Annotated in this window: 24 protein-coding genes and 1 CRISPR repeat array; of the genes, 8 read left to right on the top strand and 16 right to left on the bottom strand. The window is 54.8% G+C overall.

Annotated features, from left to right (window positions below):
• From HMPREF1494_RS09245 to HMPREF1494_RS09270, 5 genes are all read right to left on the bottom strand, one after another.
• A complete protein-coding gene (locus HMPREF1494_RS09245; RefSeq protein ID WP_034522318.1) occupies positions 1 to 2,505 on the bottom strand; it encodes a DEAD/DEAH box helicase in 2,505 nt (834 codons plus the stop codon).
• Positions 2,506 to 2,507: 2 nt separating this feature from the next.
• Entirely contained in the window at positions 2,508 to 4,028 is a 1,521-nt protein-coding gene (locus tag HMPREF1494_RS09250; RefSeq protein WP_034522320.1) for an Eco57I restriction-modification methylase domain-containing protein, read from the bottom strand.
• A complete protein-coding gene (locus tag HMPREF1494_RS09255; protein ID WP_034522322.1) occupies positions 4,021 to 4,689 on the bottom strand; it encodes a hypothetical protein in 669 nt (222 codons plus the stop codon). Before HMPREF1494_RS09255 ends, HMPREF1494_RS09250 begins: the two co-directional genes overlap by 8 nt.
• A gap of 809 nt (positions 4,690 to 5,498) precedes the next feature.
• Entirely contained in the window at positions 5,499 to 6,122 is a 624-nt protein-coding gene (locus tag HMPREF1494_RS09265; RefSeq protein WP_129879785.1) for a replication initiator, read from the bottom strand.
• A 259-nt stretch (positions 6,123 to 6,381) separates the two neighbouring features.
• Positions 6,382 to 6,762, bottom strand: coding sequence for a winged helix-turn-helix transcriptional regulator (locus HMPREF1494_RS09270; RefSeq protein ID WP_003839305.1), 381 nt, complete (start codon positions 6,760 to 6,762; stop codon positions 6,382 to 6,384).
• Between the two features lie 188 nt (positions 6,763 to 6,950).
• On the opposite strand from HMPREF1494_RS09270, the gene HMPREF1494_RS09275 reads away from it, so the two are divergent.
• Entirely contained in the window at positions 6,951 to 7,241 is a 291-nt protein-coding gene (locus tag HMPREF1494_RS09275; RefSeq protein ID WP_003839304.1) for a hypothetical protein, read from the top strand.
• A gap of 236 nt (positions 7,242 to 7,477) precedes the next feature.
• Here HMPREF1494_RS09275 and HMPREF1494_RS09280 read toward each other — a convergent pair whose 3' ends face one another.
• Both HMPREF1494_RS09280 and HMPREF1494_RS09285 read right to left on the bottom strand, forming a co-directional pair.
• The gene (locus HMPREF1494_RS09280; protein WP_003839303.1) at positions 7,478 to 7,903 is read right to left on the bottom strand and encodes a DUF3052 domain-containing protein; all 426 of its coding nucleotides are present in this window, start codon (positions 7,901 to 7,903) and stop codon (positions 7,478 to 7,480) included.
• A 100-nt stretch (positions 7,904 to 8,003) separates the two neighbouring features.
• Positions 8,004 to 8,873 carry a YlbL family protein gene (locus tag HMPREF1494_RS09285; RefSeq protein ID WP_003839302.1) on the bottom strand — a complete coding sequence of 290 codons (870 nt, stop codon included), beginning with the start codon at positions 8,871 to 8,873 and terminating at the stop codon, positions 8,004 to 8,006.
• A 60-nt stretch (positions 8,874 to 8,933) separates the two neighbouring features.
• Between HMPREF1494_RS09285 and HMPREF1494_RS09290 the strand changes: the two genes are divergently transcribed.
• Entirely contained in the window at positions 8,934 to 10,436 is a 1,503-nt protein-coding gene (locus tag HMPREF1494_RS09290; RefSeq protein WP_034522477.1) for a zinc-dependent metalloprotease, read from the top strand.
• Between the two features lie 24 nt (positions 10,437 to 10,460).
• Here the strand turns inward: HMPREF1494_RS09290 and HMPREF1494_RS09295 are convergent, their stop codons facing one another.
• Positions 10,461 to 11,969, bottom strand: coding sequence for an ATP-dependent helicase (locus HMPREF1494_RS09295; protein WP_034522326.1), 1,509 nt, complete (start codon positions 11,967 to 11,969; stop codon positions 10,461 to 10,463).
• 112 nt (positions 11,970 to 12,081) lie between these two features.
• Here HMPREF1494_RS09295 and HMPREF1494_RS09300 point away from each other — a divergent pair, with 112 nt between their 5' ends.
• Positions 12,082 to 13,614: a phosphotransferase gene (locus HMPREF1494_RS09300; RefSeq protein WP_034522329.1), complete on the top strand. Its 1,533-nt coding sequence runs from the start codon at positions 12,082 to 12,084 to the stop codon at positions 13,612 to 13,614.
• A gap of 54 nt (positions 13,615 to 13,668) precedes the next feature.
• Positions 13,669 to 13,893, top strand: coding sequence for a DUF3107 domain-containing protein (locus HMPREF1494_RS09305; protein WP_003839297.1), 225 nt, complete (start codon positions 13,669 to 13,671; stop codon positions 13,891 to 13,893).
• 1 nt (position 13,894) lies between these two features.
• Here the strand turns inward: HMPREF1494_RS09305 and HMPREF1494_RS09310 are convergent, their stop codons facing one another.
• Complete coding sequence (locus HMPREF1494_RS09310; protein WP_034522331.1) at positions 13,895 to 14,830, bottom strand: PHP domain-containing protein; 936 nt, start codon at positions 14,828 to 14,830, stop codon at positions 13,895 to 13,897.
• Between the two features lie 84 nt (positions 14,831 to 14,914).
• Between HMPREF1494_RS09310 and HMPREF1494_RS09315 the strand changes: the two genes are divergently transcribed.
• A complete protein-coding gene (locus HMPREF1494_RS09315) occupies positions 14,915 to 15,544 on the top strand; it encodes a vitamin K epoxide reductase family protein (protein WP_003841282.1) in 630 nt (209 codons plus the stop codon).
• A 2-nt stretch (positions 15,545 to 15,546) separates the two neighbouring features.
• On the opposite strand, the gene dapF is transcribed toward HMPREF1494_RS09315, so the two are convergent.
• The gene (dapF, locus tag HMPREF1494_RS09320) at positions 15,547 to 16,446 is read right to left on the bottom strand and encodes a diaminopimelate epimerase (protein WP_034522334.1); all 900 of its coding nucleotides are present in this window, start codon (positions 16,444 to 16,446) and stop codon (positions 15,547 to 15,549) included.
• A gap of 63 nt (positions 16,447 to 16,509) precedes the next feature.
• Between dapF and murI the strand changes: the two genes are divergently transcribed.
• Both murI and HMPREF1494_RS09330 read left to right on the top strand, forming a co-directional pair.
• Positions 16,510 to 17,286, top strand: a complete 777-nt coding sequence (murI, locus tag HMPREF1494_RS09325; protein WP_034522336.1) for a glutamate racemase — start codon at positions 16,510 to 16,512, stop codon at positions 17,284 to 17,286.
• A 58-nt stretch (positions 17,287 to 17,344) separates the two neighbouring features.
• A complete protein-coding gene (locus tag HMPREF1494_RS09330; protein ID WP_034522338.1) occupies positions 17,345 to 18,193 on the top strand; it encodes a patatin-like phospholipase family protein in 849 nt (282 codons plus the stop codon).
• 76 nt (positions 18,194 to 18,269) lie between these two features.
• Here HMPREF1494_RS09330 and HMPREF1494_RS09335 read toward each other — a convergent pair whose 3' ends face one another.
• Entirely contained in the window at positions 18,270 to 18,920 is a 651-nt protein-coding gene (locus tag HMPREF1494_RS09335) for a DNA-3-methyladenine glycosylase (RefSeq protein ID WP_231495396.1), read from the bottom strand.
• Positions 18,921 to 19,152: 232 nt separating this feature from the next.
• Between HMPREF1494_RS09335 and HMPREF1494_RS09340 the strand changes: the two genes are divergently transcribed.
• A complete protein-coding gene (locus tag HMPREF1494_RS09340) occupies positions 19,153 to 19,767 on the top strand; it encodes an alpha/beta hydrolase (RefSeq protein ID WP_034522343.1) in 615 nt (204 codons plus the stop codon).
• 187 nt (positions 19,768 to 19,954) lie between these two features.
• Here the strand turns inward: HMPREF1494_RS09340 and HMPREF1494_RS09345 are convergent, their stop codons facing one another.
• The 5 genes from HMPREF1494_RS09345 to cas1c form a co-directional block, all read right to left on the bottom strand.
• Positions 19,955 to 20,158 carry a helix-turn-helix transcriptional regulator gene (locus tag HMPREF1494_RS09345; RefSeq protein WP_034522345.1) on the bottom strand — a complete coding sequence of 68 codons (204 nt, stop codon included), beginning with the start codon at positions 20,156 to 20,158 and terminating at the stop codon, positions 19,955 to 19,957.
• A 19-nt stretch (positions 20,159 to 20,177) separates the two neighbouring features.
• A complete protein-coding gene (locus HMPREF1494_RS09350; protein ID WP_051404753.1) occupies positions 20,178 to 20,552 on the bottom strand; it encodes a hypothetical protein in 375 nt (124 codons plus the stop codon).
• 12 nt (positions 20,553 to 20,564) lie between these two features.
• Entirely contained in the window at positions 20,565 to 20,981 is a 417-nt protein-coding gene (locus HMPREF1494_RS09355) for a helix-turn-helix transcriptional regulator (RefSeq protein WP_231495397.1), read from the bottom strand.
• An 80-nt stretch (positions 20,982 to 21,061) separates the two neighbouring features.
• Positions 21,062 to 24,695: a CRISPR direct-repeat array (repeat unit 33 nt; unit sequence ATTTCAATCCACGCTCTCCGTGAGGAGAGCGAC).
• Between the two features lie 249 nt (positions 24,696 to 24,944).
• Entirely contained in the window at positions 24,945 to 25,235 is a 291-nt protein-coding gene (gene cas2 / locus HMPREF1494_RS09360; RefSeq protein ID WP_003839268.1) for a CRISPR-associated endonuclease Cas2, read from the bottom strand.
• A 6-nt stretch (positions 25,236 to 25,241) separates the two neighbouring features.
• Positions 25,242 to 26,273, bottom strand: coding sequence for a type I-C CRISPR-associated endonuclease Cas1c (gene cas1c, locus HMPREF1494_RS09365; RefSeq protein ID WP_034522350.1), 1,032 nt, complete (start codon positions 26,271 to 26,273; stop codon positions 25,242 to 25,244).
• Positions 26,274 to 26,283: the final 10 nt, after the last annotated feature.

Here is a 26,283-nt window from a genome sequence, read left to right on the forward strand (position 1 = left end):
TTATATCTCCTCGAACTCTTGACGGTTGAGAACCGTATCGAACCCACCAATCTTTTCGCCTTCATGCTTATCTATTCCTGCATAGGAAAGGCTGTCATCCTCGTACCGCTTGAACTTGTACACGGCGTCGTTCATACGGGCGCCGTTAAACACGTTGAGGCTGAGCAGCAGCTCGAAGTCGTCCTTCGTTAAACCAGTGACCTTCTTAAACAGTTCCGGCTCAAGCTTGGTAATGACATCCTTAAGCGTCTGCTCGCGATAGTCGGTTAGATACATGAAGATCGGAATACGGGTGGCGAACTTGATCAGCTTTTCCTGCACCTGCTTGCGTAGGTTTTTGTATTCCTTCTCTTCATCTCTGATTTCTTTCTTCTCCGCACGGGTGGGCTTGCCCTTGGTATCTTTTTTCAGTTCTTTGACATGCTCGGACTTGTTGATGATGGTCTCAAGGTCGTTGTTGAGGCTGCGGAATCCTTCGATACTCATCAACGCGTCCATGGCCTGCTGGTTGTTCATCAGCTTCTTTAAGGTGAGATTGTCCACGTTCACCAACAGGGCGCTTTCCCACCGCTTGGCAAGCAGCGTAGCGGACGTACCTGCGGAGGCGATGTCCAGCACGTCAGTGGCGTTGACCTGTTTCATGCTGCTGCCGTCATAGGCAAGTACAGGTAGGAAATGAATGAATTCACCGACGCTGGCTTCAGGCGACTTTCCTTCCTCCGGGTTGAGCGAGCAGCTGTAGTCGGCAATCTGTCGCAATGCACGATTCGGGGCGAAGTCGAAGATATAGCATTCCTTTTTCAGAATTTCGACTTGATTCGGGTGCTGTCCGTCAGGGTTTGTCATAGTCCATGGTGATTGGACGCGGAATGCCGCTTGGAAATAGGTTTCAGGGCTCTTCAAGTTACGTAGCATGAAGATGCCGGTCCATGGCTTGACAGTCACGCCGGTGGTGAGCTTGCCGCAGGACAATGTGATGGATTTGGATTCTAGGGGATCTGACATCGAACGGCGAACGGGTTTCAACGCGTCTAGACCGATGCCAGCGTTTGCGCCGGCAGCCACATTAACGTGGTATTCGTGGAAAAAGACGTTCTGTCGATTGCCCAGTAAGTTCGCCATCGCGTAGCATGATGCGACCGATGGAAGAAACCAGAATGTGTGGGTGAGGATATTCTTCAGTCTTGAGTCCGAATAAGGCATAGGGGGTTTACGGGCACCCATTCTCAACTCATCGATGGAAGTCTCTGCCAGATTACCGCGAATCAGATCAAGCCATTTCTGTACATCACTCTCATGCTTGAATTTCGCATCATCACCGGTACCTTCGGCTGCAAAGAACTCATTCAGGTCGAATTCATCGAACTCGCCGCCCGAGGCAATTTCTCGAATCTGATCGGGCATCTGGTAGGTCATTAGCACCACGCGGGGCAGCGCGGCATATGGGTTTTCGCCGGGGCCTTGCCAGTTTTCTTTGGCTCGCTGCTCGTCGGCATAGGTCCAATTGAAGATCTGTTCCTCAATGAATTCGCCGTTGGCTATCGCTCGGAACGGAGTTCCCGATAAAAACAGGTATCCGTTGGTGGTGATGGGAAGAAAATCATCGTCACCTTGGGCGAAGCTGTCACCGACGATTTCCGCCACGCTGCTGAGGTTGTCGTTGCGTTCCTTGATGTCCTCGGCCTCGAACAGTTCTCGCGCAGTATCACGCCATGCACCGAAGTGGTATTCATCGAAGATGACGAGATCCCAATTGATCTCATGTACCCATTCGTTCTTGGCTTTGATGCCGCCTATGTCGTTCTTGCCCAAAAAATCCTGGAATGAGCCGAAGCATACTATGGGACGGTTCTTGTCGGCCGTCTCATAGGTAAGCTCGGTATCACGGGAAATGAACTGCCAGCCCTCGAAATCCTTATGCGTTTCGAGATCATCCCGCCATGAATCAGCCACAGCCGGTTTGAAGGTAAGGATAAGCACGCGCTTATATCCTTCGGCCTTGGCCAACTCGTAACTCGTGAATGTCTTGCCAAAACGCATCTTCGCATTCCATAGGAACCGCGGAGGCTTGCCTGGATTGTCTTTTCTGAACTGTGCGAAATACTCCTGAGTTTTTTCCACTGCACACCGCTGTTCAGGCCTCATAGCGAAACTTTGCGTACGCTGGGTAACAGATCCACGTCGATCCCTAACCGCTTCGACAGCGTTCTCCACATCCTTGACAGTGCAACGATACCATTCGCCAAACTCACAAGAGAATCGCCGGTCTAATACCTTATGCACCGCATGATCATCGAAGGCCGATCCGTCTTCGCGCATTGAGCTTTTCTCAAACACGATTTTGTAATTGACGTGAGACGTGCCGAGCTGTTCCTTGACACGAGTAGGTACATCACGCCCTGTGTATCCAATTTTTAGAAGTCCCTTATGGGTGGGAGCATCAATCGTGTAGGCATAAATTTTTGGAGATATTGTCGGACGCTGCGGAAAGAATGAATCTACCATGGTCACTTATCCCCATCCATGGGACGGATGACACTCTCGATGAACGCTTGTTCATCGGCGTCAATCCCATACTTCTTGTATAGCTTCGCATCCGTCCATTCCTTTGTAAAGTCCTGAACGGGGACAAAAGCATACGCTTCACGGGTAATGTGCTGCGAAAACATGAACTGGGAAACCAAGAATCTAAAAAAACGCGTTTCCATATATGCTTTTAAGTTCAACGCTTCTTCTTCAGAATCGAATGCGCCAATTACCAAGTAAGTTTCTGTGCAAATGGTTTTAGGAAGAAGAACATGTATCTTCGTAAACACCTTTCGCATGCCATTCTTGTCAGGATTGCCAGCATGGTCATAAGCTGAATATGCAGCTATCACCTTGTACTTATTAATCCATTGCCTACCGTTGGTGACCTCAGTGCTTGGGAATTTACCTTCCCCTTTCTGCCAATGAAGGATCAGATCCCCTTTCTGGCGCGGTCGAACGTTGGTCGCCAATCCAAAGGGCTTACGGCTTGAAACTTGCTTGTCCATGGTCGGTTCCTTGAATGCAAGCACCTTTCTGACGATGGGAACCGCACGACTGTTTCTCACAAAAATCTTGAACTCGTCAAGATCTCTGACAGACGTACATTCATCACCGTTGACCACGCTCTTTACTTCGCACTGTCCTGGATGGTCTCGATCCCAGAGAAAATAGCAGACGCCACCAGCAAGATCCACCCCAGGGAAGCAGTCGTTAGCGTTCTCAAAATCAACAAGCTGACGAATACGCTTGTCCGTAAGCATCGATGCTCGAAAATCATTAAGACCTTTGCCTCCACCGAACCAACGGGAAGGGATAATCATTGAAATATACCGCGGATTCATCTTCTGCGCTTGTTCGACGAACTTCTGATAAATTGGAGCCGCACTCTTGCCGAACCCACCGTCGCTGAGCTGATACGGAGGGTTACCGACAATAACGTCGAACTGCATGTTAAAGATCCTCTCGGGATGATAGGTATGAATGAATTCGTAAGTGTAACTTTCCAGCCCGCTACTACGGTCATACTGGTCTCGTTTAGCACCGCAGTACACGCATTTGTCGCCTGCCCACATGTGTTCAATGGCCTCATAATGAATGTATCCATCTGGCGTATCGAACGTGTCATCAATGGAGTATTTGCCGTTCGCCTTCTTCGAGCAGTATAGGGTTCGGCGCGACAACAGAGCCGTTAACTCAGTGATGGCAATACCCCATACCTGATGGTTCAGGATGTGGTCGATACGTTGCTGCAAGTCAGGAATCTCTTCCTCAAGCCCCTTGAGCAGTCGTTTAGTAATCTCGCGCAAGAATACGCCAGTCTTGGTGAATGGATCGAGGAATGTGATGGAACTGTCATGCCAGATTTCCTCAGGCAATAAGTCGAGCACCTTGTTGGCGAGCTGAGGCGGCGTAAACACCTCGTCATTAGAAAGGTTCGCCAGACAAGAGAGCACGTCGGGGTTGTACAACTTGTTGCCCAATTGCAGCTCATTACTCATCCTTGACCACCTCCAGATAGTTCATCAACGGATATTCGCATATCGGCGTAGGGACGATCTTGTCCGGGTCATCCTTGTCCACGTCAAAGTCTTCCACCATATCGAACGTTGGCTGGGCCTCGACCTTGTCCAGAAGGGACGCAAACGTGTAATCGCGGCGCTTGACCTTGTTGCCTGATACAAGTGACCATTCCGGAAACACGATGGGATCTCCAACCGTGTCAGTCAAGGTGAGAGCGTCGCCACAAAGGATATTCACGGAGAGCACATAGCGAATAACAGCACGGAACTCTTCCTTCGCGTCATTCTTGAAACGACTGGTATAAGTCCTATCAATCTCGCGGAATAAGCGTTCACGGCATTCCTCTACGTTATCCTGCATGATGTCCACGCCATAGACAGATGACACCGCCACGAAAGCATAACGTTCGTACTCCAGCTGGCTTTTGCCGTATCGTTTGCCAACCACATCAAGTTTGCGACGCAGTACCTCTGCAAGGAAATTACCGTCACCGCACGCGGGCTCGAGAAAACGGCTGTCAATACGCTCGGTCTCCTGTTTAACCATATCCAACATGGCGTTAACCTCACGCTCATTGGTGAACACCTCACCGCGCTCCTCCACACGCTTTTTGGATTTGATCTGCTGCCTTTCCGCCACTCTCCACTCCTTGCTCACTGCACTACAGCCTATATCCTACGCGCTTCTAAAACCCATTCCGGCACTCATGCAATATTCAACAAAAACATGCCTGCCACAAGCAATCGTTTGAATTTTTCTTTACTAGATCAAGGGTCGGGCGCTTTGCGCCCGACCTGCACCTCCTGGACCGCCAGCAAAGCCGTCGGTCTTCCGGTGCACACATACACAAAACACTCAACTCATGTCCGGAAAAGACGAATACACCCCTACTCCGTCTCGGAGCATGCCAAATAGGACGAATGCATGCACCCGTCCTACATTCCATATCGCTCATATCCGCTTGTCTCCGCAACATGGACGCTTAGACAAGCATCAGCCAGGAACCATCACGGTAGATCCAGCGGCACACTCAATAATCCGCTGAGCAGTCTCCTTGACAAGATTCATCGATGCGACGAAGTAGACATGACGCCTCTCAGCCAACAATTTTCGGGTCAAATCCGTAGCAGACCAGCCCATGCGCTTCCTCGTGCGTCTGGACACGGACATGACACCAGACCGGGCACCCCAACGACGATGAGGCAGCGAATCGCACTCCAGGCAACCGCCGGAGAGCAGCCGGTAGAATCTCACCTTCACCGAAAGCCTCCGTTCCTCCTCGAACCTACCCACCTGGAGATACAACGGAATCTCCGCATCGCACTCCCCTCCCAAAGCGATACGCCTTCTCATCTCCGTTCTGATCGCCTCACGCTTCTCGGACAGGCTGCGCTGCTCCAAATCCGCAATAAGCTCAGCCCTCTTTGCAAGACACTTATCGCACCGCATCATCCGATCAGAAGAGAAGCGGCATCACCCTTGCCGAGAAAATCAGCAGCGGGGATCCTCAGAATAATGTGCACATGCAGAGCGCCGCGCTGCTGCCACTCATACACCTTCGCAAAACAAAGATCCGGAAACCACTTTCGCAGCAGCGTCAACGTCGTATTCCACAACCCGCCAATCCGATAGTTGAAATACGCCTGACCGGAATAATCGTATTCGTCGCAATCCAACGGAACACCACGAAGATCCATGTCCTTCTCAGCATCATGCCAAGCACCACAACGGCACCTCTTCCGCTCCCCTCTCTTCGGCACATTATGCGTCGCACCGAAAGAAGGAGCCGTCAACGTAAGAAAGAAATAACGGCACGCGCCATCATCCAGCAAGCCGCTACGCAGGATCTTCGCGGTGTCCTTCTTGTATACCCAGGCACAACCAGGGCACTTCTTCTCGGAACGCGTGCCGCAACGCACATTCACCAGCTCACCGGTCTCGACGTTCAACATGGCAAGAGGGTGGGAACATGGATGCTCTCCGTTCGGGACGGCATCCAATGCCTCGCCCTGGAACCGCCATTTTGAGGCTGCCTCACCATTCGATTTAGCAGCATTTTCCTCCACAGACATAGCACATCTTGGAAGGAATGCAGAGCACCAAAAATGTCATGGCTTTGTCATGGCCTTATCCGAAAACCATGCATCAAACGAACGAAAGTATCCTGCCCAGCCACGAAAAATAGCGGTTTTTCAGGCGAGATTCTTTTTTACACGGTGGATGTCGGGGGTTCGAGTCCCTCATCGCCCACGGTTTCCTGCAATCATCAGCGAATGAACATTCTTTATTTTGCCCCCGTAGGCACGTATTCCCTTACGGCAAGAGATTGTTCTATTGCCTGTTGTAATCGCATTTCTGGCACTGCGCCATCACATTGTCGCTGCTTTCCCGTTGAAAAATACCAGCCCATTTGCAGATATTCTGAAGAATCGGCACCACTGATTTTCCTCTGTCCGTTAAGGAATATTCCACCCTCGGCGGTATCTCATCGTATTGTTTGCGAGCAACAAGACCATCGTTGATGAGTTCCTTCAATGTGGAGGAAAGCACGGCATCGGTAACATTGAGCATTTCCTTGCGAATGGCACTGTATCTCAGAACTCCCTTTTCATTCAGCACACAGATCACACGGGATTTCCATTTACCGCCGAACACTTTAAGCCCATATTCCAAAGGGCACCTAATGTCCGCCTCCATCTTCTTCCGGTACATTTCAACGCCTCCCGATTTTTCATCTTCACCATAGCATGATTACTTTGATGGATATAGTTACTATTAAATTTATAAGTAACTTATAAACTTCTTTATATCTTCCATTCGCTGAGTTAGCACGATATGCTCGAATCGCATCCGGAAAGGTGCAATGCAAGCAAAAACGCTGATAATCGGAAGGATTCATAATGAAGGTGCAAGCTTATCTTGAAATCACCATGGTCATCAATCCGGAAAACCGTCCGGCCGCGGCAAAGGTCTACACTGACTATCGTCAGCCGTTCCTTGACACCATCGAAGGTGCCCTGACAAAAGAGCTCCTTATTCGCGACGAGGACGTTCAGGTTATCCACGGTTTCGACAGCATGGAGCATGCAAAGGCATACCTCGAAACCGATTTGTTCAAGAACGATGTTTTCGTCGGGCTCAAGCCGACTTGGGCCGCTGACCCTGATGTGCGCTTCTACGAAGTTGCATAACCATACCTTTTGGCCCCTGTAGAGTTCCGTTGCCTATGTCACCGGCAACGGAACTCTACAGGGGCCAAAATTATTGTAGAAAACGTCCGTAACGGACAAGCCGACCTGTTCCATCAATGAAAAATGGCTTGAATCCTATTGGAGTCAAGCCATGGAGCATCGTGTTCACGGTGCATGCCGCACTTGCGGCAGACGCTCATTCGTCTGACGCACACCGCCCGTGTCGAGCGGAAGTCTTATCTGCCTTTGCCGAAGGCGCGCAGCCGGATACCGTTCCAATCGGAGCTTACGGTCAGCGGCGTCGCAGCATTCATGCCTGCGGTCTTGGCCGCGGACTGCACCGTGCTTGAGCTTGCGGCGCCCGGACGTCCCGGTTTCGGGGTCAACACCCACAACGGGCCATCATCGCCAAGAACCGCATACGCGTCGACGATGGTATCGGACAGCTCATCCTCGTCGTCGCCGTCACGCCACCAGATGATTACGCCATCGACAGCGGAATCATAGTCCTCGTCGACCAGTTCCTCACCGGTCAGTTCCTCGATCTTGGCGCGGATCGAGTCGTCCACATCGTCGTCCCACAGCCATTCCTGTACCAGGTCGCCGGCTTGGAAACCGAATTCTTCAGCGTTATCAGATGCCGTTTGGTTCACGTTCGCCAATATACCAACACAGCTCGAACATATACGTTACGAACGCTGGAATTGCTCACTGTTCGAGATTGCATCCGCACGGATTGCGCCTCTACGATCCGATCACCCGCTACTCGGCCTTGCACCCCGAAAGAGATGAGCCCTTCCCGTCGCGGATGGCAATCAACGCCTGATATGCCTCGTCAAGGGTCGAGACCTTCACCACATTGAGTCCGTCGGGAATATGACCTACCACACCGTCGCAATTGGATTCGGGCGCCAGGAACCAGGTGGCCCCGTCACGTTTCGCTCCGAGCATCTTCAGGCGGATGCCACCGATCGCACCGACCTTGCCCTGATCATCCATCGTGCCCGTTCCGGCGATGATGTTGCCACCAGACAGCCGTTCGCCGGAGATTTTGTCAATCAGACCCAACGAATACATCATGCCGGCGGAAGGCCCTCCGATATCATCGACATGCATGGTGACCTTCGCCTGTGAGACGTCATAGCCCTTGTCTTTGAGGAAGTTCAGGGCCGCAGTGGTGGCGGAATCCTGCGAAGAAGTCATTTCCTTTTCGCTGCTGCTCTTGTATTCCTCGGTAGTCTGTCCGACCGGAACCACGGCCTCGCGCGGCATCACCGTGGTATGAGAATCGGCCCAGCCCCACAGCGCCTGCGCATTGGTGACGGGATATCCCGGCACGCCTGAGGCGTTGACGGTCACCAGCAACAGCTGACCGGAATCCTTATGGGTCTTGACCCCCGATACGGCGATGACCTGCTTGCCACCGGACTCGCCAAGCACGTTCTGCGTGGGGCCGGGCGTTTCGACCACATAGGCACTGGGCAATACCATCACCAGCACACACAGGACCACGGTGAACATTCCCGTGAGATAGCGCCATGAACGGGCCGCGAAGAAGCCATCCACGCGCTTGCCGATGCGGTTGAGTGTGCTTTTGGCGTGAAGTTGACGTGTTACATGCATATTGGGCATACCTCCCATAGTATGGAAGCATCTGAACTTAAGAAAAACATGCAGAAAGCAGGGAACGGCATGGACGAGAATGCGATCCGCCAGTGGCTTATCGAGTGCTTTGGTCCGATTCAAGGTGAAATGGCTTGGAATCAGCTTTCCAACCTTCCCGATGAGATTCGCGAGCAGCTGCTCAGCCAGGACCCCAGCAAACTGCCGAATCCGGCCGAAGTGCAGTCCCTCATGCAGGCCTTCACCGCCGGAGGTCTCAATACGATGGGTGACATGCAACGCACGGTCGAGGAGGGCCCGATCAATGTGAAGCTGGCGAAATCGCTGGCTTTGCAGCAGGCGAACGACTCCGGTTCCGAAGGCAGCGTCAGTGCCGGCGACGGTGAAATCGCACGCAAGGCGATCAGCGAGGCGAATCTGTGGCTCGACACCGCCTGCGAATTCAATCCGGCTCACGGCGAAACGCAGGTACTGACCCGTGCAGGCTGGGTCGAAGGCACCATTGACGCTTGGGCGCAGTTTGCCTCGCCTGTGGCCCAGTCCATGAACGATGCCCTGGCCTCCGTAATCGCCGACCGTCTGGGAGGCGCCGTCCAAGGTGAAATCGCCGGCATGTTCGCCGGACCGGTGCCGATTCCGATTCCGGAAGGCATGAAGGATCCGGAGCAGCTGATGAAACTGCTCGGCAACACGTCCTTCGCCATGCAGCTCGGGCGCGCCGCCGGAGATCTGTCCCATGAGGTGCGCGGTAGCTTCGACCAAGGCATCGCACTGCTGAAGAATCCTTCCGGCGCGTTGATTGCGCAGAATGTCGTGGAATATGCGAAGTCGCTCGACATCGATGTGAACGAGGTCATGGCATTCCTGGCATTGCAGGAGCTGGCCCATGCCCGCCTGTTCGCCGCCGTGCCGTGGCTGATGCCGCGTTTTGAAGCGTTGATCGGCAAGTATGCGCGCGGCATCGATATCGATCTCGATGCCATGGAGGAGCAACTGCGAGACGCGGGCACCATGGATCCGGAATCGATGGCCGATGCAGTCAATCTCACCAAGGTCGGCATTCCGGACACTCCGGAACAACGGCAGGCGATGGCTTCGTTGGAGACGCTGCTGGCTCTGGTCGAAGGTTGGGTTGACGCCGTGGTCTGGCGCGCCGGCATGGCCCACATTCCGCATATCGAGCAGCTTCGCGAGATGCTTCGCCGTGAACGCGCCATCGGCGGTCCGGCCGAACGCACCTTCGAAAATCTGCTGGGCATGCAGCTACGACCGAAGCGCATGCGCGAAGCGGCGACACTATGGGAGAGCATCGGAGCACAGGAAGGCCCCGAGGCTCGCGACGCGAAATGGTCCCATCCGGATCTGCTGCCGCAGTTGCCCGGTAACGACGCGTTGACAGGCGCGGCATCGCAGGTCGGCCATCCCGCTGAATCCGCCAACCCGCCCGCAGACAGCGAGGCGGAGAACAACGCTCCGGCCCCGGAGTCCGGCACCATCGACTGGGATGCGGAACTCAGCAAGCTTCTCGACGAGGAGCAGGGCGACGGCGGAGAGCGGGAAGAACAGCAGTAAGGCCTTCCGCCAATTCAGGACACGTCAGCTCAGGAACCGGCTGACCCGACGGCCTCGACCATCGTTGAGGCCGTCTTTGGAGCGTGCATACGACAGATGCAGGGTGTCTTCGGCGCGAGTCACGCCCACGTACAGCAGACGTCGTTCCTCCTCCAGCTGATCGCCGTCCTGCGGCGAACCGTATGGCAGGAGTCCTTCGGAACAGCCGATCAGGAACACATGCTTGAATTCCAGGCCTTTGGAGGCATGGATGGTGGAGATGGTCACACCGTTCATGTCTGAGCCGACACCCAACGCCTCCAACATGGCCAGACGCGTCTGCGCGTCATCGGCGAGCGCGGAGTTCTGCCATCCGCTATCCCGGCGAATGCGATAGCGCAGATGCTGTTCCTGCAATGCCTTGCAGAGGATCTGTTGCTGTGCGTTGATGCGGGTCAGAATCGCACAGTCGGAAGGAGATACCCCCTGCGAGGCGAGTTTGGCTATGCGCATGGCCACGCCCTGCGCCTCTTCCGTATCGCTGGCGTATACGGTCTGTGTGACCCTCGGGCCTTGTTCCCGACCGGATTGCAGTACAAGATAGTCGTCCCGCTGCGGTGACGCTTTGAGTACTCGATTGGCGTAGTTCACGATCTGCGGTGTGGAACGATAGTCTCTGTTCAGGCTGATATCGGCCGAAAGCGGACCGAATTCACCGGCGAAATCGAGCAGACTGTAGCTGCTGGCCCCAGCAAACGAGTAGATGGTCTGCGCGGGGTCGCCTACCACGCAAATGTTGCGGTTGCCACTCAGCCATCGTGTCAGCAGGCGGTGTTGCAGTGGCGAGACGTCCTGGTATTCGTCGACGGTGAGCCATCCGATGGATGAGCGGATGGCGGCTGATGCCTCGTCATAGCTCTCCAGAACATGGCATGCGATGAGCAGGATGTCGTCGAAGTCGATTTCGCCGCGCGCCGTCTTTTCGGTTTCGTATGCCTGATACACGTCCGTGAACTGATCGGGTTCAAGCCCTGCCGGAGGTTGTCGATGCGTGGCTGCGCACACGCGTTGGTAGTCGTTCGGTGCGACCAGGGAGATCTTGCACCAGTTGATTTCCGCCTGTAGATTGCGTACCGTTTCGTCATCGACCTGCATGGTGGTGACTCTGCGCAGCGAACGCGCCACTAATTCCCTTGGCTGTCTGCTGATGTGCGGAAACGGTCCTTCGCACAGGTCGGGCCATACGCGACGGATTTGATGCAGTGCCGCGGAATGGAACGTTGCGGCCTTGACCGCGCCGTCGACTTCGAGTTGCGACAGTCTGGAACGCATTTCCGCTGCGGCCTTTACGGAGAAGGTCACGGCGAGTGCACGCCGTGGATCCCATTCTCCGGTGGCGCATGCATAGGCGATACGGCGCGTGACGGTACGGGTTTTGCCCGCTCCTGCGCCTGCGATGATGCGTACGGGTCCGTTCACCGTCGTGGCCGCGGCCCGTTGCGCATCGTCCAGCCCTTCAAGAATCGTCTCTGCGGATGCGTCCATATGCACCATTGTGCACCCTCGCATGCCATGGAGGTCATCAACGTCGGCAAGTCGGTGTTGTTTTACGCCTTTACGCCTTATGTGTATTAGTGTTGACCTTGTGACCGAACGAAGCAAACTCATGATGGCTGCCCTGACGAGCGCGGCGATGCCGAATATCGCCGTGGCGGGCGTACGTGGCAGCGAACAGACCAATTCGACCGACGAGGGTTGCGGCATCGATCATGCCGTGGTCCAGGACGCCGCCGGCAAACTGTATGATGTTTTCGCATCCAACACCGTGGCTGGCCGTAAGCGTCTCGCGGGGCGTGTGCGTGCCGCGCAGACGTTGCATCAGGCACGTGAGCTGGCCGGTCTGGGTTTCGATCTCGATCACGTCATCGCGTTTTCCAATGGCGATCTGGAACGTTCCGCCACTGGGGACACCACGGTCATGGTCGCCATGCATCATGTCGGTCAGGCCCGTTCCTTGGATTTGCTGACGCTGGACGATTGTGCCGGCGTAGGCACCGCCTTGGGTGCGATCCATCGGTTGCGGCCCACCTTTCTGCAGGAGGCGAAGTATCCCGCGTTCACGACGGGCCAGATTCGCGCCCAGCTGACCGCTTGGATCAAAAGGCTTCGGCAAGCGGGCCACGTTCCGTCGGAAATCACTACGAGCTGGTCGAACATTCTTGAGACCGACGGCCTGTGGTCGTTTACCACCTGTCCGGTGCATGGCGGTTTCCATGACGGCGATTTCCTGTTTTCCGGATCTTCCATCACTGCGATCACCAACTGGCAGGATATGCAGATGAACGATCCCGCCCGCGACCTGGCTTGGATCTTCGCCAAACTTGATGAGAACCATCGCAATGCGGTGCTGTCTTCGTATGGTCGCATGTTGGGCAATCGTCTGGATGATTTGATCATGCTACGCGCCAATCTGTGGCTGCAGATGGAACAGGTCGGCGATTTCATCTCCGCATTGAACCAGGCCGATAGCGCCAAGATCATGCAGTTCAAGGCGCAGGTCGAACGTCTTGCGCACCAATTGGGCGTCGCTACGGCCAAGACGCGCACGCAGTCGGCCCCGCGTCCGCAGGATGACCGCAACGGCGACCGTCCGCCGAGCACCATCACCGTCGGTACGCTGCTGAATGAATCCGAACGTCGTCGTGAGGCGGCGCAGCGGTCGCTCATCAATGATGATACCGGCGAAACCGATGTCACCGGCGAACGTCATATCGAGGCGACTTCCGAAGTCGAGGATGATTCCACCGGTGAGTTCGACGTAACCGGCAACCTCGATCAAACCGGCTCCGCACAAATCCAGGCTTCCGGAGATTCCGTCGATGATGCGACCGAGGCTTTTGACGTCACTGGCGGCCAGCATGCCGATGACGGTCCGGCGGCGCCGATCAGCACGTTCATTCCGGAGCATTCCGCGAAGGAATTGCATGATACGATGCCATCTTCCGCCACTATCGTCATCAATGGCCCGGCCGGTGATGACGACACCAACGAGCAGACGATTCCGCAGGAGCACAGCGATGCCGCCACGATGATCATTCCGCTGTTGCAGCGTGACGAGGCCACCATGCAGCAGGCTCAGGCCAGAATCGACGGTCAGGACGTCTCCGACGCAACCGGCGGGAATCCGCAGGTACAATAAATGCCAGCGCCGGGCAATACGGCATGTGCATCATCACTACTCACAAGGAGCATCATGGATATCGAATTGGGCATTCAGAACGTGGCACGCACCGTCACCTTCAGCACCGAGGAAAGCGCCGAAGCCGTGAACACCGCCATCGCCGATGCCGTGGAGCATGGCAGGACCATCAATCTGACCGATGACAAGGGCCGCCGCATCGTAGTGCCGGCCGGATCCCTCGGCTATGCCATCATCGGTTCCGAAACCAAGCATGCCGTAGGTTTCGGCAATCTCTGATTCATGTACGTTTTGGATGCCCGTTGGCGAAATTGCCGGCGGGCATTTTCATGTACGCACCGAACAGCGGCAGCACGCCTCGACGGACGATCTCACGCACGGTGTCCGCATCGGTGAGGTTCTCCCCCAGCTCGTTCGGTTTGCCCTTGCCATGCCAATCCGAACCGCCGGTCACCAACAGATCATGTGCCGAAGCGATTGCCAGCAACCGTTCACGCTGTTGCGGAGGATTGCCGCGATGCCACACTTCCAGACCATCCAGGCCTTCCGCGATCAGGTTTTCGATCTGTCCGTCGGACAGCAGCCGCCTGTTGCGGCTCAGATCCCCCGCATGGGCGATCACCGTAACGCCGCCGGCGGCCTTCACCGCGGCGACCACATCATGCGTAGTCGGCGAAGGCGTGGGAATGTAGTACTTGCTGGAAGTGCTCACCACGCCGGCGAACGCTTCGGAACGGGTTCGATACACGCCGGCCGCCACCAGCGCATCGGCGATATGCGGCCGGCCGATGGTGGTGCGCATGCCTTCATGCGCCTGAACCTGTACGCTGTGCCACGTAATCGGATAGTCCTCGGCGATATGCTCCACCATGCGCTTGGTGCGCCGTAATCGCGCAGCCCGCGTATTGGCGAACATCTCACGAATCTGCGCATTGTCGGGATCATACTGGAATGCCAGCATGTGTACGGAGATCCGATTGTCGTCGGCGGTGATTTCCGTACCGCGCAGCAACGGCAGTTCCGCCCATGTCGCGGCCTGTTGCGCATCCGACCAGCCGGCGGTGGTGTCGTGATCGGTGATGGCGACACCCTGCAATCCTCGGGATTTCGCCTGTTCGAGCAAGGTGCGCGGCGTTTCCGTACCGTCGGAGAACACGGTATGGCAGTGAATATCCCAGCCGACGACAGGCGGTGCGGCAATACCAACGTGAGTCATATCACCATCGTAAGCTGATTGGCAGCATAACATGGCGCAAACCAGCCGGTTTGTGTCGCAAACGACCGTTACAAGGATTGACGTATGAGCGAAATCGACTACAACAAGCCACGCGGGTGGCGTCATGGTGCCACTTGGACGTATCTGATCATGCTGCTCGCCTCGGCCGTTGCACTGGTCGTATCGTTCGTGCTGTCGGCCGAGACGCTCGAACTGGCTCGTAATCCCGGGCAGAAGCTCAACTGCGATGTGAACGCGGTACTGTCATGCTCGACCGTCGCCGAATCCTGGCAGGCGGAAATCGTGAAGTTCGCAGGATTGAGCTATCCGAACGCGTTCTTCGGCATCGCCGCGGAGTCGGTGTTCGTGACGATTGCCGTAATCGGCTTGGCACGCATCGCCGTGCCGCGTTGGTTCGCGATCTGCACGTGGCTGGGCGGACTCGCGGCACTCGCCTATTCGTACTGGCTGACCTCACAGTCGTTGTTCGTGATCAACGCACTGTGCCCGTGGTGCTTGGTGCTGATGTTTTCCACGACCGTTCAGTTCATGGCGCTCTCGCATGCGACTGCGGTCGTGCAGGAGCTGCCAATGAACCGCGACGGCGTGCGTACATACTACCGTCTCAACATCGATCTGATGATCGACGCCGTTTGGCTGGTCGCCCTCGTCGTCATCATCCTCGTCAAGGACGGCCCGATGCTGTTCGCCTGAGCTTACAGCAATTCCACTTTGCCGACGATCGTGGCGCTGCCCGTAAGCGTCACGTCATCATCGGTCACGTCCACGCGTAGGGTGCCGCCGCGAACCGTGATGGTCCAATGGTCGATGCCGGTTTTGGAACGCAACGTAATCGCCGTGGCACACAGGCCGGTACCGCAGGAGAGCGTTTCGCCGCAACCGCGTTCGTTCACGCGCATGGTGGCCTCCCCTTCGTCATCGCCTTCGCTCTGCTCGTCGACGCGCACGAATTCCACGTTCTGGTCGGTCGGAATCTCGGGCGAGACCACCGGCTTGGCGACCAGGTCAAGCTCTTCCACGGTCGGTAGCGAGGCGAACGCATCCTCGATTACCGCGACCACATGCGGGTTACCCATGTCCACGAACGTGCCGCGCGCCGAACCGGCGGTTCCGGGAATCGACACCTCGTACCCGTCGACGTCGCCTCGCTGCCATGAGCCCATTTCGACGCGGAACACGTCCTTGCCGAGTCCTTCCACCTCGCCGAGCGACGTCAGAATCTTCACGCCGGCGCGCGTACCAAGGCGGAACGGTTCGCCACCGGGCCGGTCGGCGAGCCCTTGCCGTTGCGCGAACAAGGTGATCGCACGCGTGCCGTTGCCGCACATTTCGGCCAGGCTGCCGTCCGCATTGCGGTAATCCATGAACCATTCGGCTTGGCCTGCGGCGCAGTCGGCGAGTTGCGTCTCCTTCAGGTCGGACACATCCTGCGGGTGCGCAAGGCGGATCAGCCCGTCGCCGCCAATGCCGAAATGACGGTCGCACAGGAACCGAACTTCGTCGGCGGTCGGCTCGTATCGGCCGTCGGGATCCGCATAGACCACGAAATCATTGCCGGTGGCGTGCGCTTTGTAAACAATGCTGGGGATACTCATACCGATTCACTGTACACGCGGTAGGCTATGTGAAGACGTCATGACGGGAAGATGGGAGGAATCATGACTTCGACGGCACCGATCGGCGTGTTCGACTCCGGCTTGGGCGGCATCTCCGTGGCACGTGAGATCCGCAAGGGTATGCCGAACGAGCAGGTGCTGTACTTCGGCGACTCCGCCAACGCCCCGTATGGCACGAAAACACCGAAACAGGTGCGTGATCTGTCGTTCGCCATCATCGAGCGTTTCGTGCAACAAGGCGCGAAGGCAATCGTAATCGCCTGCAATACCGCCACTTCCGCGGCTGCGGATGCCTTGCGTGACGCGTATGACGTGCCGATCATCGGCATGGAACCGGCATTGAAACTCGCCTGCGAGCGCGGGCAGGGGCAACGGCAGCGCGTAATCGTCGCGGCGACGCCGCTCACCTTGCGCGAACGGAAATTCGCGGTGTTGATGGACCGTTTCAAATCGGATCATACGATTTTCCCGCAGCCTTGCCCCGGTTTGGTGGAAATCGTCGAACAGGGCCGACTCGACGATCATGATCTGGTGATGCGCACATTGCATGATTATTTCGACCGGTATGATCTGTCAACGATTGATTCGGTGGTGCTTGGCTGCACGCATTTCGTGTTTTATCGTGATTATTTCCGCGAGTTGCTGCCGGATTCCGCTGCGATCATCGATGGCAACCAGGGTACCGTCCGTCACCTGAGCGTCGTTCTCGAATCATTGGGCAAACTCGCTCCGGACCAAGCCGTCGGCGGAATCGAACTCGCCAATTCCGACACTTCCGAACGAATTGCCGAATTAGCCGAAGCCCTTCTTCATCGCTGAACGCGAATGTCCCCAATACGCGCGTAAAGTCGTGGGAACGGACGAAAGGACGGCATCCATGACGAACAAGACGGCGATGATCGATGTTGGCGGTGGCTTCCGGGCGATCTTCGGAGCGGGCGTGATGGATCGCATGATGGAGGACGGCATCAGCGTCGACCACTGCTATGGCGTCTCCGCAGGCAGCGCGAACATGGTCTCCTTCATCGCCGGGCAACATGGACGCAATCATAAGTTTTACACGGAGTATGCGTTCCGTAAGGAGTATGCCAGCTTCGACAGTTACATCAGAAATCACAATTTCGCCAACCTGGACTATGTGTACAGCACGCTGAGCAATCATGACGGCGAATATCCGGTCGACTATGAAGCCTTCGAGGCGAATCCGACCGGTTTCACCGTCGTCGCCTGCAATGCGGAAGACGGTTCGGCCAAATATTTCGACAAGTCGGATGTCGGCTACGACAATTTCGACATCATGAAGGCCTCTTCCGCCGTGCCGGTCGCCTGCGAACCGTATGTGATCGACGGCATACCGTATTACGATGGCGGCATCGCTGACCCGGTGCCGGTGCAGAAAGCGCTGGACGACGGCTACGACCGTGTGGTCGTGGTCCTCACCCGGCTAAAGGATGTGCTTCGCGAGCAGAAGAAAGACATCGGGCCGGCCAGAATCCTGAAACATATTCATCCGGCTGCGGCCGAACGTCTGCTGAACCGCTACCGGACGTATAACGACGAGGTCGCATTGGCCAAACAGTATGAGAGGGACGGACGTGTGCTCATCCTCGCGCCGGAAAGCCTATACGGACTGAGCACGTTGAGCAAATCGTTCGAAGGACTGGAACGCATGTATCGCGCCGGCTACGCCGCAGCCGAAGCCATTTCTGATTTTCTCAACAGCTGACGGGCGGACGCCGCACTCCCCTGCCACCCTTCGGGCAGGCGACTCTGACTCTCCTTCAGTTTGCAAGTATGTTCCTTCAGCCTGCAAGTAATGTGTTGCGTCTGTTCAACGGACTTTTCGTAACGTAAGGATTGTCCACGATGAAGAATCGGCGCAGCCGCTCTGCCGCCTTGCTGATGCCGATTCTCGGGGACGCTGCGATACGCTCGCCTTCCAGCAGGGCATTGCGTTCCAAATACAATGGAGCCGTGCTCAGGTCATGCCCGTACAGTTTCAGATCGATGCCCATGGCCTGACACAGTTTTGCCGGACCGTTCGTCAAATCGACGTCCTTGCGATTGCCGACGGTTGTGCGGCTGCCACTTCGATTCGCAAACCGCCGTTCCCGCATGATTTCGACGCCCCGCACCGGTTCAACGGCACGAATCAACGCTCCCGCGCCGAAGCCGTCATCCCCCGCACTGACATTGAAACAGCGATGCATGCCATAGGAGATATAGACGTATGCGCGTCCGGAAGGGCCGAACAGCGCCGCATTGCGTTCGCTTCTGCCGTGAAAGGCGTGACTTGCCGGATCGTTCTGATCGTAGGCCTCCGTCTCCACGATGCGGGCGGCCGCAATACCGCCATCATCGAATTCACGGATCAACAGACAGCCAAGCAATCCAATGGCCGCCTCATCGGCCGAACCGGACAATATGTCATTCGGGAAATCCTGTGACGCCATACACTTCCTCATGCAGCACCGCCTTTCCGCATGTTTTTTCGTACGCTTGTTCATACGTTTTGCATTGCCGTAGAACGGCCTCGCGTGGTGAAACAGCTTTTATGATAGGTCGGGCGCTACGATTACGCCGACCGCATGCGTAACGGTTGGACTGCCATTCGTTGGAACGCCATCCATTGGCCTGCATATAAGCTGATGGTATCAGGAATCTTCAGAATCAAGGGAGACGCATATGCGCATAAGAACGGTGACGAACATCGATTTCGGCAGTGACGACAACCTGCTGTTCCTAGGATTCCACGGTTTCGGCAACGACGAAACCGAAATGATCCGCATCATCGAAGCACTCTACGACGGCTCCGACCATGAACCGAACTACATGTCATTCCGCGGCACATACAGCAGACCGTTCATCGGCAACAATCATTGGTACCCCGACGGCTGCTCCACGGAAGAACGCCGCCGCGAATGCCATGATGTTGGCGACGCCGTCATTGAACTACTGCGCTCGCCCTCGTACGTACGGTTCCGTAAAGTGTTGATCGGTTTTTCGCAAGGCGGCTATCTGTCGTACCGCATGGTGTTGGAACACCCCGATTTGTTTGACGCCGCGATACTGATGAGCCCGTCGTTCAAAGGTGAAGAAGGCTCTGCAACCGTTACCGGCCGCACACGGTTCGCATTGTGTTACGGACGTGAGGATCGCACGATTCCTGCCACGGACCAGCACACCGCACGGGCCAAACTCGAGCAGACCGGCAATCTCACGTATTTCGAGTATCCCGGCATGGGCCATGGCATCTACGATGCCGAAATCGCTGACTTGCGTAAGTGGCTGGGGTTGTGAGGGGGGGTATGAATGCCGCAAGCCGTGTACTTGTTTACAATCACGGTACATGTTTGGGATTGCCATAACTGGTGACGCCGGAATTAAGTGCAGAAAGAGAGCTTTGGGGAATGGACAGAAAAGGAAGTGGTAGACAAGAATATTTAAAATTATACTTACGCCTTATGTGTTTTATGTCGAAGCTTCGTTACTTATCGTCATCGTCAAGCAGTTTGCGAGGATTAGCCACATGCAAGGCATCACACATACGCAACGCCTTAGCCAACGTCATATTGCTTATGGAATTGACACCATTCTCATAAGCGGCGACATGCTGCTGCGTAACGCCCAGCTTTTCGGCCAGCTGCTGCTGCGTCATGCCACGCTTCAACCGTAACTCCCTCAAACCCATGACGAAATTCCTTTCAAGATCAGTCGTCATCCCCGATAGTGCATTCCGGGTCAAGATATTCAACACCATCCACACCATAGTGGACATTCAGAATCGTAGCCGGGTCATGCAACGCCACGAACCAGTCCACCAGCCGTTCCAACGTCATCGACGCCGCAAACTCGTGGACACGATCATAGAACGAATCCCACACCTGTTGCGAATCCTCATCCGCATCCACCAATCGGTCGAACTCAGCACGCAAACCCTCATCAGGCAGCACGGCCGACGCGAAACGCACGTCATCCAAACCAACCCAATCGGACGCACACCGGCCAGCCAACTCCCTAACAGGAATAAGCATCGTCCCGCCATGACGCTCCAACCTCGTAACAATAACAACCTCAGCCTTCATCACAATATCCTTTCAATCAATTAGAAAATCAACAGGGTCGCATTGCAACGCCTCCGACAGGCGCCGCGCAGTATCCAAATACATCTGAGACACGGGACGATACCCGGTCTCAAACCAAGAAATATTAGGCTGGGGAATACCCGTCAAGGCTGACAGCATCCGCTGCGTCAAATGCCGTTCCCGACGAATCCTCCTCAACCCGGTCACACCGGCGGACACGCCGCCACGCCACGCATCCTCATCCGGATACAAGTCCAACACGTTGCAATGCAACGCGTCGGCAATCCGCCGAGCCGTACCCAAATACATGTTGCGAGCCTCGGACGCATTGCACTCCAACGTGCTCAACCGCGTGAAGGCGATACCGGTCAACGCTTCCAACTGGAGCAACGTCAACCCGCAACGCTCACGCCGTTCACGCAATCCCATGGCCGCTCCCATCATGTTTTAATCTCACTCTCCGTGAGGAGAGCGACCTCCCTGTCGGGATTCAACGGGCAGACCAACGTATTTCAATCCACGCTCTCCGTGAGGAGAGCGACCTGATGATATTGATGTCGGTTCCGGTATTCGTTTATTTCAATCCACGCTCTCCGTGAGGAGAGCGACCGGCACCCACGGGCTACCGGAGTAGACGAATTCGAATTTCAATCCACGCTCTCCGTGAGGAGAGCGACAGAAGTCGATCGTCGTGGCGCAATAGCGATCGATATTTCAATCCACGCTCTCCGTGAGGAGAGCGACTGGGCTATCCTCAACCTCAGGGCAATGGAACATGAATTTCAATCCACGCTCTCCGTGAGGAGAGCGACTTATTGGATTATCGGACTACCGACAAATCAAGCTATTTCAATCCACGCTCTCCGTGAGGAGAGCGACTGAGCAGTTTCTTCAAATGCCGGTACCTGTCCGATTTCAATCCACGCTCTCCGTGAGGAGAGCGACCGACCCCGTATGGCCAGTTGACCCTTGGGCACATATTTCAATCCACGCTCTCCGTGAGGAGAGCGACTACGCGATCCGGGTCGAAGAGGCATTGGATGAGATTTCAATCCACGCTCTCCGTGAGGAGAGCGACCACATAGGTCAGTTGGACTGAAAATGACGATATATTTCAATCCACGCTCTCCGTGAGGAGAGCGACCGCCCAACGCAAATATCGGACGGTTGCCGTCTCATTTCAATCCACGCTCTCCGTGAGGAGAGCGACGCCCCGTTCCCGTTCCCGTACCCGGTAAGAAAGAATTTCAATCCACGCTCTCCGTGAGGAGAGCGACAAAAAAGCCACCCCCGTGAATGGGGATGGCTTTATTTCAATCCACGCTCTCCGTGAGGAGAGCGACAAGCATGTGTCTTCTTGTCCCATTGTGAGAGTCGATTTCAATCCACGCTCTCCGTGAGGAGAGCGACGGTCCGCATATTGTGCGGCGTAGTTCGGGATCCAATTTCAATCCACGCTCTCCGTGAGGAGAGCGACACAGGTCATTGCGATAAAACGCCACTTGGAAGAGATTTCAATCCACGCTCTCCGTGAGGAGAGCGACTCGCTTTTTTGGCGATATATGCGCAATCATCTTATTTCAATCCACGCTCTCCGTGAGGAGAGCGACAGTGGAATGCTCATTGCCTTATCCTTTCAAAAAAATTTCAATCCACGCTCTCCGTGAGGAGAGCGACTCATCGGCTGCGTCTTCAAAACGTACCTTGTCAAATTTCAATCCACGCTCTCCGTGAGGAGAGCGACGCAACGCAACCGCACGGCTTCGCTCAACACCTTATTTCAATCCACGCTCTCCGTGAGGAGAGCGACTCATTTATTTTATTGGAAGGCAACAGCAGATGATATTTCAATCCACGCTCTCCGTGAGGAGAGCGACTCGAGTAGAGGGTCAAGGCGTCGTGGAGAAGGGATTTCAATCCACGCTCTCCGTGAGGAGAGCGACCTGCGATGGAGGGGGTGCGGGTGACTGTTGACCTATTTCAATCCACGCTCTCCGTGAGGAGAGCGACCTATCCCGATGATGCTGAGACTGCCGCCTATGTGATTTCAATCCACGCTCTCCGTGAGGAGAGCGACAGAAACTAAGGAGACTCACATGCACATCCTGAAATTTCAATCCACGCTCTCCGTGAGGAGAGCGACGCGTGCGTGGCGGATTGTCCGGAGTCCTTCGCTATTTCAATCCACGCTCTCCGTGAGGAGAGCGACCGTCGGTGTCGTCGGTTCTGCGGAAGATCTGGAGATTTCAATCCACGCTCTCCGTGAGGAGAGCGACTCCTTGCGTATTTGCATTTCCGCCATCTGATTACATTTCAATCCACGCTCTCCGTGAGGAGAGCGACAAAAGACTTCGTTGTGCGTTAGTCGCGCTTAATATTTCAATCCACGCTCTCCGTGAGGAGAGCGACCATATTCCCCGCACTGCTCAGACCATGCCTAGAAATTTCAATCCACGCTCTCCGTGAGGAGAGCGACGGACGAAGCTTTCGGTACCCGCGTCTACTTCGATATTTCAATCCACGCTCTCCGTGAGGAGAGCGACTGCAGACGTGTATATCCGTCTGTATCAGGTGGAATTTCAATCCACGCTCTCCGTGAGGAGAGCGACGATGGCGTCGGAGTTCGCCTGCACCTTGTCCTTATTTCAATCCACGCTCTCCGTGAGGAGAGCGACGCCGCTCATGTTGATTTGCGGGGCGTTGCTGTTATTTCAATCCACGCTCTCCGTGAGGAGAGCGACGCGCTTCCAAAAGTCTCCATAATCTTCTTCGACATTTCAATCCACGCTCTCCGTGAGGAGAGCGACTGGCGTCGAAAGTCAGCATGCGTGCGGTAGCATCATTTCAATCCACGCTCTCCGTGAGGAGAGCGACCAACGGCGCCAACTGCTGCACCATGCCGACCATCATTTCAATCCACGCTCTCCGTGAGGAGAGCGACCTGAATGTGCACTCGGGCGACGTTCCGGGCGATATTTCAATCCACGCTCTCCGTGAGGAGAGCGACCTTCCGGCTGGCAAGGCTCTGACGGTACTGCTTGATTTCAATCCACGCTCTCCGTGAGGAGAGCGACGCATGTTCGGCGATCTGGGTGCGGCCATTCAGGAATTTCAATCCACGCTCTCCGTGAGGAGAGCGACCAGCAGTTTGGCTACCAAGTCACCTTCGTGGCTATTTCAATCCACGCTCTCCGTGAGGAGAGCGACACATCTTATCGACGGCCTTATGTACTTCATCATAATTTCAATCCACGCTCTCCGTGAGGAGAGCGACGCATTTCGTTTCGACCGTCTGCATTCTGAGGATGATTTCAATCCACGCTCTCCGTGAGGAGAGCGACCATGTCCAATTTCACCGCTGCCGACGTGCTCAATATTTCAATCCACGCTCTCCGTGAGGAGAGCGACCTCCTTGGATAACGTGTTCAAGCCGGTGGACGTATTTCAATCCACGCTCTCCGTGAGGAGAGCGACGGTTGCCAATAACGTGAAAGTACGTATTCACGAATTTCAATCCACGCTCTCCGTGAGGAGAGCGACCGGGAGCGAGATACGAGCATCATATGGAGTATTGATTTCAATCCACGCTCTCCGTGAGGAGAGCGACTCGCCGTCGCGCCGGATGCCGCGACCTACACGGTATTTCAATCCACGCTCTCCGTGAGGAGAGCGACGCGCCGGTTTTCGCGCTTTCCCGCGCCGATAACAATTTCAATCCACGCTCTCCGTGAGGAGAGCGACACGCGTTGCAGGGGTTCTTTTCATATACCGGAAAGATTTCAATCCACGCTCTCCGTGAGGAGAGCGACGAGACCCTGCTGAAGCTCCACCGCCCCGAAGCGATTTCAATCCACGCTCTCCGTGAGGAGAGCGACTCGCCCGAAGGACGGAACCAGTTCTCTTCGGCGAGATTTCAATCCACGCTCTCCGTGAGGAGAGCGACGCGGTCTTCACGACGCTTGCCGGACAGATGACGAATTTCAATCCACGCTCTCCGTGAGGAGAGCGACCGACGACATCGCGGAATTGCAACGCCAGTTCAAGATTTCAATCCACGCTCTCCGTGAGGAGAGCGACCAAAATCAGTAATAGCTACGATATTCTCAATACATTTCAATCCACGCTCTCCGTGAGGAGAGCGACTGCACAGATGGACAGCATGTTTCACATTGTGGAACATCTATCCTTCGTACAAGTTCAAGAGTAGCAGGGTTTGAAGTCAAAACCCGTTATTCTAATCACTCTACCAAAAAATAATAACGATTCTTCTCTCTGAAATTATCAAACAGCCAAGGAAAATCGACTTACTTTTCGATTCCAAGTTCCATCCAGGTGCGAAGCTTGCCTTATTCGATGAGAGCTTCCACTTCGCACAACGACAGGCCTCGGCGTCTAAATCATCATCACATCATCTACAGGAAGATGCCGCTGTACACCATAATGTTCAATCTTCTCAGAATATTTTGTCCCTAATTTATATAAGCGCAGGCTATCTTTTTCTTGATCCATGATTTTCATCACTTCATTTACTAAAGTTAGATAATCCGATGAAGTGACCGAGCACTCGAATACGCTATTCTGCACCCGTTGCCCATATTTCATACATGTCTTCGCAACGTTACGCAACCGTCTCTTCCCCGCAGTTGTCTCAGTATTGACATCATATGCCACGACCACCATCATGTCTTATCACTTCCACATAAATGGTGGATAAGCATCTATGTCCCCGCGTAAGAAGCGCGCTAATAAAAGCGCCTGTACATAGGGAACCAGACCCCAAGAAATTTTTTCCTGTAGATACGGATGAACAATTTGTTCGGCTTTCTTTCTTTGCCAAGCACCAAGCACTGCCTTTCTTCCTGTTTCTGAGAGGAACACGCTTCCATTTTCGCGTTCTTCAAAGTCTTTCATCTGTATTGCACCAGTATTGACCAGAGTCAAAGCGAATCTATCAGCTATCACCGGACGGAACTCCTCCACTAAATCTAGGGCAAGTGATGCACGTCCGGGCCGATCGACATGCATAAAACCCACGTAAGGATCCAGTCCCACTCCCTGTAGTGCAGCACAGCAATCACTGGTAAGTACGGAATAAATGAATGACAACAATGCATTCATTCGATCAAGTGGCGGTCTTCTTGTTCTCCCCTCAAAGAAAAAGTTATCTTTATTTCTCAAAATTAAATCATCAAAAGCATAAAAATACTCTTTCGCCGCCATCCCCTCTAGGCCACGCAGTGCATCCATGGAATCGCATTGACGGATTTCTGGTAGCTGTTGTGTCAGTCGATTACTTTGCTGAGAAATCCGTTCCACATTCACTCGCAAAGCATGATCCCGTTTCGTTCGTTCTAGCACCCACTTTGCATTAAAAATCTTGCCAATGATAAATGATTTAGCAACAGGGAGAGCATCCATCTCATTATCTGCTCGACGGAATTGTTCTCTCCTCAACAGAACATTACGATTCTTCTCCCCCATGATTGAACAATAATAATGCCCTCTTGGTGAATAGAAGGACATGCTAACGCCCATCTCTCCACAACGTCCCATAAGTGATGGAGATGCTCCCTTATATGAAAAGCACAGTATTGATTCAATGGAACGAAGCGGTATTTTCGCCAGAATCACATCTTCTTGGTGCACAGCCACATTGTCATTTTCCAGTGCTAAGTATGCATCTTCGGTCATTACGAATAATGTGTTGAGAAGCTGTTTCATCGCAATGCCT

The sequence above is a fragment of the Bifidobacterium sp. MSTE12 genome (assembly GCF_000513015.1).
In the GTDB taxonomy this organism is placed as follows: Bacteria; Actinomycetota; Actinomycetes; order Actinomycetales; family Bifidobacteriaceae; genus Bifidobacterium; species Bifidobacterium dentium.